At 74.8% G+C, this 13,471-nt stretch carries 9 protein-coding genes; 3 read left to right on the top strand and 6 right to left on the bottom strand.

Annotated elements, in window-relative coordinates:
* The first annotated feature begins 18 nt into the window (after positions 1–18).
* Complete coding sequence (locus WME85_RS30030) at positions 19–3,921, top strand: protein kinase domain-containing protein (RefSeq protein ID WP_437826167.1); 3,903 nt, start codon at positions 19–21, stop codon at positions 3,919–3,921.
* A gap of 42 nt (positions 3,922–3,963) precedes the next feature.
* Here WME85_RS30030 and WME85_RS30025 read toward each other — a convergent pair whose 3' ends face one another.
* The 6 genes from WME85_RS30025 to WME85_RS30000 form a co-directional block, all read right to left on the bottom strand.
* Positions 3,964–4,587: a CHAP domain-containing protein gene (locus WME85_RS30025; protein ID WP_437826164.1), complete on the bottom strand. Its 624-nt coding sequence runs from the start codon at positions 4,585–4,587 to the stop codon at positions 3,964–3,966.
* Positions 4,588–4,904: 317 nt separating this feature from the next.
* Positions 4,905–5,768: a hypothetical protein gene (locus WME85_RS30020; RefSeq protein WP_437826162.1), complete on the bottom strand. Its 864-nt coding sequence runs from the start codon at positions 5,766–5,768 to the stop codon at positions 4,905–4,907.
* Between the two features lie 573 nt (positions 5,769–6,341).
* A complete protein-coding gene (locus WME85_RS30015) occupies positions 6,342–6,911 on the bottom strand; it encodes a hypothetical protein (RefSeq protein WP_437826160.1) in 570 nt (189 codons plus the stop codon).
* Positions 6,912–7,162: 251 nt separating this feature from the next.
* Entirely contained in the window at positions 7,163–8,485 is a 1,323-nt protein-coding gene (locus tag WME85_RS30010) for an AAA family ATPase (protein WP_437826158.1), read from the bottom strand.
* Positions 8,486–8,523: 38 nt separating this feature from the next.
* Positions 8,524–9,873, bottom strand: a complete 1,350-nt coding sequence (locus WME85_RS30005; RefSeq protein WP_437826155.1) for an ATP-binding protein — start codon at positions 9,871–9,873, stop codon at positions 8,524–8,526.
* On the bottom strand, positions 9,870–10,598 hold the full coding sequence (locus WME85_RS30000; RefSeq protein WP_437826153.1) for a response regulator transcription factor: 729 nt from the start codon (positions 10,596–10,598) through the stop codon (positions 9,870–9,872). Before WME85_RS30000 ends, WME85_RS30005 begins: the two co-directional genes overlap by 4 nt.
* A 116-nt stretch (positions 10,599–10,714) precedes the next feature.
* Between WME85_RS30000 and WME85_RS29995 the strand changes: the two genes are divergently transcribed.
* Together WME85_RS29995 and WME85_RS29990 are read left to right on the top strand one after the other, a co-directional pair.
* Positions 10,715–12,211, top strand: coding sequence for a TolC family protein (locus WME85_RS29995; protein WP_437826151.1), 1,497 nt, complete (start codon positions 10,715–10,717; stop codon positions 12,209–12,211).
* Positions 12,208–13,470 carry an efflux RND transporter periplasmic adaptor subunit gene (locus tag WME85_RS29990; protein WP_437826150.1) on the top strand — a complete coding sequence of 421 codons (1,263 nt, stop codon included), beginning with the start codon at positions 12,208–12,210 and terminating at the stop codon, positions 13,468–13,470. The genes WME85_RS29995 and WME85_RS29990 overlap by 4 nt, the downstream gene beginning before the upstream one ends.
* Position 13,471: the final 1 nt, after the last annotated feature.

Here is a 13,471-nt window from a genome sequence, read left to right as displayed (position 1 = left end):
CGTCGAACGAGAGGTCCTTTGCCTCGCTGCCCCCGCTGCCACATCCGGGTCTCCGCCTCGCGCCCGTGTCCCCGCGACGGCTACACGGCGCCCCCCGTGGAGACGGGGAGCGGCGCGCCCCCGGACGTCCATGGCTTCGCCGTGGGCGGTGAGCTCGGCCGCGGCGGGTTCTCCGTGGTCTGGGAGGCCACGCGCCGCGATGACGGCGCCGCGGTGGCCATCAAGGTCGCGCGCGCCAGCACGGAGCTCGCGCGGGCACGCTTCGCGCGGGAAGCGACGGCGATGTCGCGCGCTGGCGCGCCGCCCGCGCCCGCGCTCCACGCGCGCGGGCAGCTCGACGACGGGCGCCCCTACCTCGCGATGGAGCGGGTGCGGGCGCCGACGCTCGCCGCATGGATCGAGGCCCGCGCCGCGCGCGTGGGCGCGGCCGGCGCGGCCGACCCCGAGGGCGCGCTCGCCGTCGCCGGGGCGGTGCTCGAGGCGCTCGGCGCCGTCCACGCGCGCGGCGTCGTGCACCGCGATCTCACGCCCGACAACGTGGCGATCGACGCGAGCGAGCCCGCCGCGCGCGCGACGCTGCTCGACTTCGGCCGGGCCTGCGCGACGGGCGACGGCGCGGTCCGGCCGCCGGGCGAGGTCGTCGATGGCGCGCGCGCGGCGTGGGCCGGCCCCGAGCAGACCCGCGCGGGCGTCGCGCTGGGGACGCCCGAGTACATGGCGCCCGAGCAGATCCGCGGCGAGGCGGCGGACGACGCGCGGACCGACCTCTACGCCTTCGGCGTGATCCTCCACGAGCTCTTCGCGCTGAGGCCGCCCTTCGTCGGCGACCGCAGCGCGATCGAGCACGGCCACCTCCACCTGCGACCGCCGCGCCTGCCGGAGGAGGCGGGCGCTCCCGACGCGGTGCAGGCGCTCGTCCTCGCCTGCATGGCGAAGGACCCCGCCGATCGCCCGCCGAGCGCCGACGCGCTCCGGCGCGCACTGGAAGACGCGCGCCGCCTCGCGCCGGCCGCGATCGGCGCGGCGCCCCCGCTGGCCGCGGCGCCCCCGCCGGCCGCGGCGCTCATCGCGGAGGGCCGCCGGTTGATGGCCCTCGTCGCCGTCGAGACCGCGGCCGACGCCGCGCAGGTGAGCGCCACCGTCGCGCGGCGCGCGGGCTTCGTGGCGCGGCGCCGGGGCCGGCGCTTCGTCGCGGTGTTCTCGGGCGCCGACGTCGAGGCGCCGCTCGCGGCCGCGCTCGCCGCCGCCGAGGACCTTACCCGCGGCGGGGACGCGCGCGCCGCGGTCCACCTCGCCCCGCTCCGCAGCCGCCCGCGCAGCGACGGCCCGCCCGCCGTCTACGGCGCGGCCGTGGAGCAGCCCGAGACCTGGATCCCCGGGGACGCGGGGCCTCTCGTGGCGCTGACCGAGGCGGCCGCCCGCGCGCTCCCGGCGGCGCGCGCCCGCGCGGGCGCCGGCGCCGCGACGGACCTCCTGCGGGCGCGCGCCGGACCGCCGCTCGTCGGCCGCGACGACGTCCTCGACGCGCTCGCCGGCAGCGCGGGCGCCTGCTTCGCGCGCGGCGCGCCGGGGCTGTTCACGCTCCTCGGCGAGCCCGGCCTCGGCAAGTCCCGCCTCGCCGCGGAGGCGGCCGCGCTGGTGCGGCGGCTGCGGCCCGACGCGGCGGTGATCTCCGCCGCGGCGGAGCCGCCGGCGGCCGGGGATCCGGCGCGGCTGCTGCAGGACCTCCTGCGCCAGGCGCTCGCCGGAGCGCCGTCGGGCGACGAGCACGGCGCGCGCGCGCTCGCTTCCGCGCTGCGCGCCCGCGCGCGCGGCTCGCCGGTCGCCGTCGTCCTCGACGACGCGCACTGGGCGCCCGACGGCCTCCTCGACGCGCTCGAGGTCGCGACCCTCGACGGCGAGCGCGGGCCCCTCTGGGTGCTCGTCGCCGCGGATCCGCGGCTCGCCGCGGCGCGCCGGGGGTTCGGCGCGCGCGCCGCCCGGAGCGAGGCGCTCACCCTGGTCCCGCTCGACGCGGACGCCGGCGCCCGCCTGGCCGCGGCGCTCCTCGCGCCCGCCGAGTACCCGCCCGCGGCCGCGCTCGAGCGGCTCCACGGCTGGGCCGGCGGCAACCCCGCGGCGCTCGTGGAGCTCGCCGCCGCGCTCAAGGAGGCGGGCATGGTGCGCCGGCGCGCGCGGACGGGCAGCTTCTATCTCGCCACCGCGGCGCTCGATCGCATCCCGCCTTCCCCCGCGTGGCAGTGGCTCGCCACCCGCCAGCTCGATCTCCTGCCGCGGGAGATCTCGGCCTGCGCCCGGCTGTGCGCGGTCCTCGGCGTCACCTTCAGCGCCGCGGAGGTCGAGCGCGTCCAGCGCGCGCTCGAGCGGAGCGGCGGCGCGACAACGCCCGTCGACGCGCGCGCCGGCCTGCGCGCGCTGCAGGGCCACGGCCTGCTCGAGCAGCGCGCGCCCGACCGGTTCGCCTTCCGGAGCGCCGCGCTCCGCGACGCGCTGTACGGGATGCTCGACCCGTCGCACCGGGACCGGGTCCACCTGGCGGCGCTCGAGGTGTGGCGGAGCGCGGCGGATCCGGGCGCCGACGCGCTGGAGCGCCTCGCCTCGCACGCCGCGGCGGTGGGCGCGCGCGCGGAGGCCGCGGCGGCGTCGATCCGGCTCGCCGAGGCCGCGCTCGCGGCGCACGAGCACGTGGCCGCCGACGCCCACGCAACGCGCGCGATCGAGGTGCTTGGAGAGGTGCTTGGAGAGGTGCTCGGAGAGGTGGCTGGAGAGGCGGCTGGAGAGGGGCTCGCAGGCGCGCCTGGAGAGGCCCCCGGAGCGGTCGACGCCGCGGCCAGGGCGCGCGCGCTCACGCTGCGGGGCGCGGCGCGCTACCGGATCTCGCGCACGCGCGAGGCGCTCGAGGACCTCGCCGCGGCGGTCGCGGTCGCGCGCGCGTCGGGCGCGGACGCGCTGCTCTGCGAGGCCCTGCTCGAGGAGGCCGCGGCGCTCGACTGGGACAACGACTTCGTTGGCTCGGCGGCGCGCGTCGAGGAGGCGGGGCCGATCGTCGCGCGGCTCTGCGATCGCCGGCTCTCGCGCCGCCTCGTCGTGGCCGAGGGGCGCTGCGCGTGGCGCCACGCGCGCGTCGCGGAGGCGGTCGAGAAGCTCGGCCGCGGCGCGGCGCTGGCCGAGGCGGACGGCGACTACGAGGCGCGCGTCGTCGCGCTCCTCCTGCTCGCCTGCGCGCTGGTGGTGGCGGGTCGGCTCGAGGAGGCCGAGTCCCGCTTCGACGAGGTGATCGCGCTCGCGGCCGGGGCGGGGGACGGCGTGCACCTCTGCGCGGCGTACGGCAACCGGCTCTTCCTGTGGACCGTGAGGAAGTCGCTCGACCGCGCGATCGACGACCTCCGGCGCGCGGTCGACCTGGCCCGCGAGGTGGGCAACCCGTGGCCCGAGCGCGCGGCGACCGGCAACCTCGCCGAGCTGCTCTTCTGGAACGGGAGCGACGACGAGGCGCTCGGGCTCGCCCGCCGCGGCCGCGCGCTCGAGGAGCGCTTCATGGAGCGCCCGGTCCACGAGCTCTCGCTCGTGCTCGCCCGGCTCCACGCCGCGCGCGGCGAGGACGCCGAGGCGGCGGCGAGGGTCGCGTGGATCCGCGCGAGCTGCCCGCCCGGCCCGTCGGCGCCGAGCGCGCAGGCCTTGCTCGACGCGGTGGGCCTCGCGATCGACGCGGCCGGCGGCGCGAGCTGGGAGGAGACGCTCGCGCGCTCGCGCGACCTGCTCCCGATCGAGCGGCTGGAGGCGCTCTACTTCCTGGCGCGCGCCGCGCGGCGCGCCGGCCGTGAGGCCGAGGCGCGCGCGGCCTTCGCCGAGGCCCGCCCGCTGCTCCCCGAGGGCCCCTCGTTCGCCCGGCGCTTCGCCGCGCTGGGCTTTGACCGGTGAGCCGGTCAGGCGCGGGCGTGCGCTCAGCGCGCGGGCGCGCGCTCAGTACGGGCCCTGGTTGTTCGAGCTCCAGAGCCCGCAGAGCGCGGCGCTCTTCGCGATGTTGCGGCGGCCGCCCGAGCCCGCGTTCTGCTCGACCACCGCCACGGTGCCGTCGCCGTTGTCCCGATCGATCACGGCGACGTGGCCGAACTGGTTGCCGGGCGTCGCGGGGAGGACGATCAGATCGCCGTGCCACACAGCGGTGGTGTTCAGGTTGAACGTGTGGACGCCGGAAGGGTGGTTATCGCACATCTGGTAGGCGGAGCCGACGCCGCTCCAGATGTTCGGGTGCCCGAAGCGAACGGCGTAGTAGCGCTGCGCGTATTCGACGCACTGGTACCTCTCGCCGTAGGCCCCGGGCGACAGGCACGAGCTTCCCGTGCCCTCGAACGACCCGTTCGAGTACGACGTCGTGTTGCCCGGGAACCAGGGATCGGGGTCGGCCTGCGCCACGCCGCACGCCGCGACCCCTTGCTCCGCGTCGCCGAGCGGCTCGTCGAGGGGCGCGTCGGCGCCGTCGGGGGCCTCGCCCGCGCCAAGGCAGCCTGTCGCCGTGGCGATCGCCACGCAGAGGGCCGCGCCGCGGAGCACGTGGATAGCATCGAAGCTCGAAGGATGGATCATGAGTTCTCCTTGTGGAATTCAGCGGTCGATTGCGTGATTGGCAATCACCGGGCCAGCCCTCGGGCCGCGCTCGCCGCAGCGGCGGCAGGCCGGGATCGGCGCGCTTCGCTTGGAAGATCGGAGGCCGATCCCGGCGAGGCGGCGTCCCCGGGGCGGTCCGCGGGCTGTTGGCCCGCGCCTACGGCTGTTGGCCCGCGCCTACAGCAGCGTCGAGAGGGGCCGTATCCGAAGACCGGGCGAGCTTCTTGGGATGATGGTTGGAGGGCGCGGGGGCCCGGCGCGGCTGCGGTCGCGCCGGGCAGCGGGCAGCGGGAGGGCTATCGGCGCAGCTCGCTCACGGCGCCGTCCTCGCCCCCGCTCGGGTCACCCGGCGCGGCTCCGCTCGGCTCGGTGGCGGGGCTCTCCGGGGCGTCCTCCAGCGGAGCCTGCCCGGGCTTGCCGCTCGCGTAGCGCTTGCCGGCGCGGCCCGAGGCCCTGAGCACGGGCCCGCGGATGATCTCGACGTCGCGCGCCGGGGCGCGGGACACCTCGAGGTTGGAGAGCACGAGCGACACGATCTTGAACCACTGGCTGCGGGCGGCCTGGATCGTGGTCTTGCTGACGGGCGTGGTGATCTCGGTCGCCTCGAGCTCCGTGCGGGCGCGCTCGAGCGCCTGGAGCTCCCGGCCCTTGGCGAGCCAGCGCTTCACGACGTCGAGCAGCGACGCCTTGCCGCGGGCGGGGATGGACTTGAGGAAGTCGGCGAGCGCGGGCTCCTCCTCGAGGAGGCGGGCGACGCGCGTCGTGTTGCCCGCCTCGGCGAGCGGCGAGGCATTGAGGATGGCGAGGCCGTTCGGGAAGAGCTTCTTCTGGACGACATCGCACTGCGCGGCGCCGGCGGTATCGGCCGGGTCCTCGGCGAGGCAGAGCTCGCGGCGCGCGTCGATTCCGTACGACACGGCCCGGGCGAGGTGGTCATGGAACCGGTCGACCTTGTTGCTCTCGTCGATGAGCGCGCGCAGCTTCGACGACGCGCCGCCGACGCTCGGCTGGACCGCGAGCACCGCCTCGTGGGCCTCCAGGACCCGGGGGTGGAGCGCGGCGAGCTCGGGGATCGACAGGAACAGCCTGCGCTGCTTCGGATCCTCGACCCACGGGGAGAGGAGCGCGACCATCTCATCGAGATTCAGATGCTTCAGCATTGAAGAACACCTCCTGAGTGGGGTGATGCAAGCGATGCCTGGAGAGGTATTGCGGGAGAGCGGGTAAGGGAAGTCCTGTTTTGTTTTGCGTCAAGCGCGGTCCTGCGCGGGTTTCGTGCGGTGCCGGCGCATGAGTTGAACTCTTGCAGGTGCATTGGAGCGTCCATGAGCGGCGGAGCGGGCATCGAAGGGGGGAGGGGAGAGGTCGCGACGTGCTCGAACGGTCTTGGAAGGGGGGCGGGTCGATCCGGGATCGAGACGGACGGCCCCGGAAGGCGGCGCGGAGAGGTCGCGACCTGGCGGAGCGGCCTCGAAGGGGGGTCGGGTCGATCCGGGATCGGGACGGACGGCCCCGGGAGGCGGCGCGGAGAGGTCGCGACCTGGCGGAGCGGCCTCGAAAGGGGGTTGGGTCGATCCGAGATCGAGACGGACGGCCTCGGGAGGCGGTGCGGAGAGGTCGTGACCTGGCGGAGCGGCCTCGAAGGGGGGTCGGGTCGATCCGAGATCGAGTCGGACGGCCTCGAAGGGGGGTCGGGTCGATCCGAGATCGAGACGGATGGCGTGAAACTGGGATCAGGAGCGGCTGTGGGCCGTGGTGCTGGCGTCTTCCCCCTCTGGCGCGGGCGGCTGAGACGGGCCGACCTCAGCGCTGGCGTTCTCCTGGAAGGCTGCTTCCGAGAAGACGGGTACGAGGCGATCCTCGAGCTCGCTCAGGAATGCGGCGAGGCCATTGTCCTTTCCTCGCTGGCGCAGATGGCCGAGAGGTGGGTCCGTCCAGCACCGCGCCTCACGCTCGTCCTCGCCTCCGGTGAGGCGCTCGAGAACGCGCTTCGGGCTCTTCTTCGCTTTCTTGTTGGATGCGTCGAGCTCCTGCGATCTGGCCGTGGGGTCAAAGCCGAGCTCCTTCCGGAGATCGCCGAGCGAAGCCGTCTCTTGCTTGGTACCCGGGATGAACCCGGCGAGCACCCAGCACTCTCGCATCGGGTGGGCGACGCCGAGGATCACCTCGAAGGGCCAGGCGGAGTCGCGTCGCGCCTGCTCCAGCCCTTGGCGGCGCTCAGCTTCCTTCCCATCGCTGTCGCGCACCAGAAGGACGGCCCGGGGCTGCGGATCCCGTGCGACAAAACAACGGAGCGCGAGCACGGCCGTACGGGCATCCTCGATCGCCGGCTCCCTTCCGAAGTGCCCGTGTCTGCGCGGAACCGGGTATCGATGGACATCACTCCACATCACGCAGGACGCGCTGGGCTCGACACCACGATAGATTCGAGCCTGCCGGAGCTTGCCCTCGAACGCGGGAAACGCGTCTACCAGGATCCGATCGGCGAGACCAGGCACCGTCCTCGCGTCCCCTGGCCCTTCGACCACCATCCCGAGGAGATGAGGGGCCACGCTCAGCCTTGCCCCTGGGAGGCGAGCGCCTGCTGCGCGACCCAGTCCTCGCCGACGAAGCTCCAGAGCTCACCCGATCGCGTCGTGCTCTTCCAGCGGTCGTAATCGGGGTGGTCGGTGAGCCGGGCGCAGGCGGTGGAGCCGTCGGGCAGGAGCGCTGTGAGGAGCACGTCCTGCGCATCGAAATGGTCCAGCAGGTAGGGCGAATGGCTGGTGGCGACGACCTGGAGCTCGGGCGTCATCTCCAGGATCTTTCGTATCTGCGCGACCAGCTCCTCCTGGGCGCGCGGGTGCAGCGCCTTGTCGATGTCGTCGAGGAGCAGCAGTCGCGGTCTGGGATCCATCCAGAGCGCGGTGAGCAGGCCGATCACGAGCAGCGTGCCCTCGCTCGCGAGCGGCGCCGGGACGTCCGGAGCGCCCTTGAAATCGAGCACGAGCTGCTGGCCCCAGTAGAAGCGATCCACGTAGTGCCGGATCGCTTCGTCGCCGTCGATGCTGATATCTTGGTGTTCCTGCCTCTGGACCTTGGCGCGACGGGTGCGGATACGCTCGAGCGTCGGAATGACCCGGCGCGCAGCCTCCTGGATCGACTGGAACGCCTCGGGAGTGCGCGCTGCGGCGTCTGCCAGCACCGAAGCCAGGCCGCTGCCGTCAGTGTCGAGGCGAGGCGTCTCTTCCTCGCTGTACGACGGCGCCGCGAGCGTCTCGATGTCCAGCCGGAGCTTGCGCGCGGAGCCGAGCTCTCTGGCGAGCTCCGCCATCTCGCGTCGACTGTGCGCCCGCAAGAGATCTCTTTTGGCTAGAGGTGGTGGCGGCTTCGGTCGCCGGTCGGTCGGCCTGACGATCAGCTGCGCTCCCTCCTTGGTCTCGGCGGTCTCCTCGACGGCATCACCCCAGTGCCGAGTGACGGTCCCGGCCCAGCTCGAGTTGCCGTTCGCATCGTCTTTGCAGTCGACGATGATCCCGACCTCCGCGTTCACGTCACGGAAGCTTCCGGTTGCCACGAGCCGTATAGGCCCGGTGGTGCCGCGGCTCTTCAGGTTCTCAGGGGCAAATACCCCGCGCATCAGACCTGCAAGCGGCCACCGCGTCGTCTGCGCGAGGTAGTGCAGACCGTCGACGATGCTGGTCTTCCCGGAGCCGTTCGGCCCGACGATCACCGTAAAACGCCCGAGGTGAGCGTCGACTCTGCGCAGGGATTTGAAGTTGGTGAAGGAGACCTGCTGGATCATGGTGTCGCCGCCCGCCGCGCGCCGCGCGGCCGAGCCCCCGCCGGCTATATAGCCCAGCGCGGGCAGGCGGGACGAGCAAGCGTCCCCCGGCACGCCGAACGCGCCCGCCGGCGCTCCGGATGAAGGCCCGCTCAGCCCCTCGCTGCCGGCAGCCGCAGGGCGACCTCGAGCCCGCCGCCCTCGGCGTTCCTCGCCTCGACCTCGCCGCCGTGGATCAGCACCGCCCGCTGGGTGATCGCCAGCCCGATCCCCGTGCCGCCCGCGCCGCGCGCCCGGTGGTCGTCGACCCGGTAGAACGGCTTCCAGATGTCCACGAGCGCCCCCTCCGGCACGCCCGGCCCGCGGTCGCGGACGCGCACCTCGGCGAGGCCGCCGGCGCACTCGAGATCGACCCGGACCGCGGTGCCAGGCTCGGTGAAGCGCACCGCGTTGCGCACGACGTTCTCGATGGCCCGCCGGAGCAGCTCCCCGTTGCCGTCCAGCGCGCACGCGTCGCGCGCCCCCAGCTCGACCGAGCAGCCCTGCTGCTCGGCCTCGAACGCGGCGTCCTCGACCAGCTGCTCCACCAGCGCCGTCAGATCCACCCGCTCGGTGCGCTCCATGCCCCGGCCCGACTCGAGCCGGCTCAGCGTGAGCAGCTCGCCGATCATCCCGTTGAGCCGCTCCGTCTCGCGCTCGATCCGGTCGAACGCCGGCTCCACGTCCGGCGGCGAGCGGCGGCGGACGAGCTCCAGCGCGATGTTGAGCCGCGCGAGCGGCGACCGGAGCTCGTGCGAGACGTCGCGGAGCAGCCGGCGCTGCGTCTCGAGCAGCTCCGCGATGCGCTCGGCCATCCGGTCCATGTCGCGCCCGAGCGCCAGCGTCTCGCCGTCGGCGCCCGCGAGCTGCCGCGAGACGCGGACCGAGAGGTCGCCCGAGGCCATCCGCTGCGTGGCGCCGCGCAGGATGCGGATCGGACGGGAGAGGTACCGCGCGAGGAGCACCGCGACGAGCCCGGTCACGCCGACGATCGCGAGCAGCCGCTGCGGCAAGGTCTCGGGCATGAGGAAGAACACCCACGGCGACCGCACCGGGCCCGTCGCGACCGCGGCGAAGGAGGGATCGCGGCGCAGGACGACGGCGACGAGCTCCCGCTCGCCTACCTCGACGGCGATGCCGTCGCCCGAGCGCCTCGCCCTCTCCTCGACGCCCGCCGCGCCCTCGATGGGCTCGCCGCTCACGAGCGCGCCGGAGCGGTAGACGGCGACGCGCTGGTCGCGCGGGTCGAGCGGCGCGAGGCTCCGCTCGCAGCCGGCGAGCCCGTCCCGCGCGCAGGCGAGCGCGCTCTCGGCCCGGAGCTCGACGGAGCGCGTGCTCAGGCGGCGGCGCAGCGCGCTCGGCTCCGCGGAGAACGCCCAGCCGTGGATCACCGCGAACAGGCCGACGAGGAGCGCCATCGCGAGCCACAGGGAGACAAGGAGGCGCAGGAAGAGGCTCTTCACGGGCGCTCCCGGGCCAGGATGTAGCCGGCGTTGCGGACCGTCTTGATGCGCTCGCCGCCGTCCGGCCCGGGCCCGAGCTTGCGGCGGAGGTTCGAGACGTGCATGTCGATGCCGCGGTCGTACGCCGCGAGCCGGCGGCCGAGGACGCGCCGCGCGAGGTCCTCGCGCGAGACGACCGTCCCCGCCTGCCGGACCAGGACCTCGAGCAGGTCGTACTCGGCCGTCGTGAGCTTGACGTCCTCGCCGCCGACGCGGACGCGCCGCGCCGCCGGCGCCACCTCGAGGTCGTCGACCGTGAGCACCTGCGGCGCCTCCGCGGCGCGCGCCGTCAGCGCCGCGTCCACGTCGCCCGCGTGCGACGCGCGCCGGTGGAGCGCGCGCACGCGGGCGACGAGCTCGCGCGGGTTGAACGGCTTCGGCAGGTAGTCGTCGGCCCCCATCTCGAGGCCGACGATGCGGTCGACGTCCTCGCCCCGCGCGGTGAGCATCAGGACAGGGACCCGCGAGCTCTGCCGGAGCCGCGTGAGGACCTCGAAGCCGTTGAGCCCGGGCAACATCACGTCGAGCACAACGAGCGTGAACTGCTTCTCCCGAGCGCGCGCGAGGCCAGAGATCGCGTCGCGCGCGCTCTCGACCGCATAGCCCTCCTGACCGAGCAGCTCGGCCAGGAGCTCGCAGAGCTCGGCGTCGTCGTCGATGACCAGGATCTGGGGCGGATCGGCCATGAAGGGGACTGTAGCGCCGCCGGCGCGGCGCCGTGTAAGGCCTGGTCAAAAGGCTCTTGACGAATCTTTACACGAACCGGACACCTCTTGAGACACTGCCCTCTAGCTTGCGGTGCATGACGCTCACTCGCTCCGTTCCCTTGCCGTGGCTGTCGGCCCTCGCGGTCATCGCCACGTGCACGCTGAGCAGCGCGGCGCGCGCCGAGACGCTCACCGCCGAGGAGGCGGTCGGCCGCGCAGCCTCCCAGAACCCGACCCTCCGCGCGGCCCTGCTCGAGGCCACCGCCGCGCGGCAGGCCGTGGCCGCCGAGCAAGGCGCCCGCAGGCCCACGCTCTCGGCCTCGGTGACCGGACAGTACACGGAGGCCTTCGCCCGCGGAGACGCAGGGCTCTCCCGCTCGGGCAGCACGACCGTCGCGTCGAACGTGGCGCTGCGGTACACGACCGATATCGGGACGGGCCTCGAGGTGGGCGCGTCGGCGGACACGTCGTGGCGCTCGCTCGCGGGCCGGACCACCGGGCCGAGCTACAGCGCCGAGGCGTACGTCTCCGCGCGGCAGCCGCTGCTCCGCGGGGCCGGGACCGACGCGGTCCTCGCGCCGATCGCGCAGGCCCAGGCGTCGGCGGTCGCCGCCGAGCTGGACCGGGAGCTCGCGGCCAGCCAGACAGCGCTCGACGTGCTCGGGGCGTACTGGGAGCTCTGGTACGCGGAGCAGGCGATCGGCGTGCAGGAGCAGGCGCTCGCGGCCGCGCAGCGGCTGCTCGCCGACGCGAGGGCGCGCGCCGAGACCCTCGGCACCGGCACGCGGGTGGACGTGCTGCAGTTCTCGACCGCGGCCGCGTCGATCGCGGACGCGCTCTCGCAGGCCCGCGCGACGCGCGCGTCCCGCGCCATCGCGCTCGGGCGCGCGCTCGGCATGGACCCCGCGCGGGCGGAGTCGATCGCCGCGACCGGCGCGCCGCCGTCGCTCGGGGCCCTGCCGCCGTCCGCCGCGCTCGTGCGCGCGGCCAGCGAGCGGTCGCGGGAGCTCGCGGCCCTGCGCGCCGACCTCGACGCGACGCGCGCGCGGGTGGGCGCCGCCGAGGACGCGGACCAGGTCCGGCTCGACGTGTTCGCGACCGCCTCCGTGGGCACGCTGTGGGAGAACGACGCGCTGGCGGGGCTCGCGCTGCCGGGCGGGCGGCCCGCGTTCAGCGTGCTGGGCGGGCTCGACGTCGAGCTGCCGTTCGGCGGCGGCCGGGCGTCCGCCGACGCGGCCCGCTCGCGCACCCAGCTCGCGGCCGCGGAGGCCCGGTACCAGGCGCGCGCCGAGGCGATCGCGGCCGAGATCAGCGCGCTGCGGGTGAGCCTCGAGGCCGCCGCCGATCAGGTCGCGCTCGCCGCGGAGACGGCGCGCACGGCCGGCGAGCTCGCGGAGGCGGAGCGGCAGCGGCTCCAGCTCGGGATCGCGACGTCCTCGGACGTGGTGCAGGCGGAGCAGACGCTGCGGGAGGCGGAGCTCCGCAGGCTGCGCGCCGCGGTGACCGAGCTCACGTCGCGCTTCCAGCTCGAGCACGCCACGGGCGCGCTCCTCGATCGCTTCGCTTCGGTGCTCTCCAGGAGGTCGTCATGAACAGGAACAAGAAGCGCTACCTGATGTCCGGCGTGGCCGCGGCGGCCGTGGCGAGCTTCGCGATCGGCGGGTACGCCTGGTACAAGGAGCCCGCGAAGACCCCGGCCGGCCCCACCGTCGAGATCCGGCGCGGGAGCCTGACCGAGACCGCCGCGGCGTCCGGCAAGATCGAGCCCGACGTCCAGGTCGAGGTGAAGTCGCGCGCCCCGGGGCAGGTCATCGAGGTGCTCGTGAAGGAGGGCGACACGGTCGAGGCCGGGCAGCTGCTCGTCCGCCTCGACCCGACGGACGCGGAGCGCGACCTCGCCGAGGCGCGCGTGGCGCGCGACCGGGTGAAGGCCGAGCTCGCCGCGGCGCAGGCGTCGGTCGCGGTCGCCGAGCTCGAGCGCAAGAACAGCCAGACGACCCAGGAGGTCGCCGAGAAGAGCGCCGAGATGGGCCTCGGGTCGACCGACGCCGCCCGCACGGCGGCGCACTCGACGAAGGTCGCGGGCGCGAACATCACGCTGCGGCGGGCGCAGCTGAGCTCGTCCCAGGCGCAGCTCAAGGCGGCCGAGCTCGCGGTGCAGGACGCGGAGACGCGCCTCAAGGAGACGCAGATCTACGCGCCGATCGCCGGCACGGTGCTCGACGTGGCGGTGGAGAAGGGGACGCTCGTCTCGTCGGCGCTCACCAACGTGAGCGGCGGGAGCGCCGTGATGACGCTCGCCGACCTGTCGAACCTGCGCATCGTCGGCGCGATCGACGAGGCCCAGATCGGCCGCGTCGCCCCGGGGCAGCGGGTCGAGATCCGCGTCGATGCCTACGGGGACCGGGTGTTCCAGGGCGTCGTCGACCGCGTGAGCCCGCTCGGCAAGGAGGTGTCGAGCGTCGTGACCTTCGACGTCGAGATCGTCGTCAACGACAAGGAGGCGTCGCTGCTCCGGTCGGGGATGAGCGCGGACGTGGAGATCGTGACCGCGGAGCAGAAGGACGTGCTGCTCGTGCCGCTCCTCGCCGTGCAGTCGGCGGGCAAGCGGCGGTTCGTGCGGCTCGCGAGCGGCGAGGAGCGGCCGATCCAGACCGGGGCCACGGACGGCTCGCAGATGGTCGTGACCGAGGGCCTGAGCGAGGGCGACGACGTCCTCGCGAGCGCGCCCGTCGCGAGCGCGCCGGGCGGCCCGCAGGGGCAGGGGCAGGGGCAGCGCCAGGGCGGCGGCCAGAACCCGATGCGCGGGATGGGCATGGGCATGGGCGCTCGCCCGGGGGGAGGCCGCTGAG

Source organism: Sorangium sp. So ce1153, assembly GCF_051521595.1.
Classification (GTDB): Bacteria; Myxococcota_A; Polyangia; order Polyangiales; family Polyangiaceae; genus Sorangium.
This window is presented reverse-complemented; position numbering and strand designations above follow the sequence as displayed.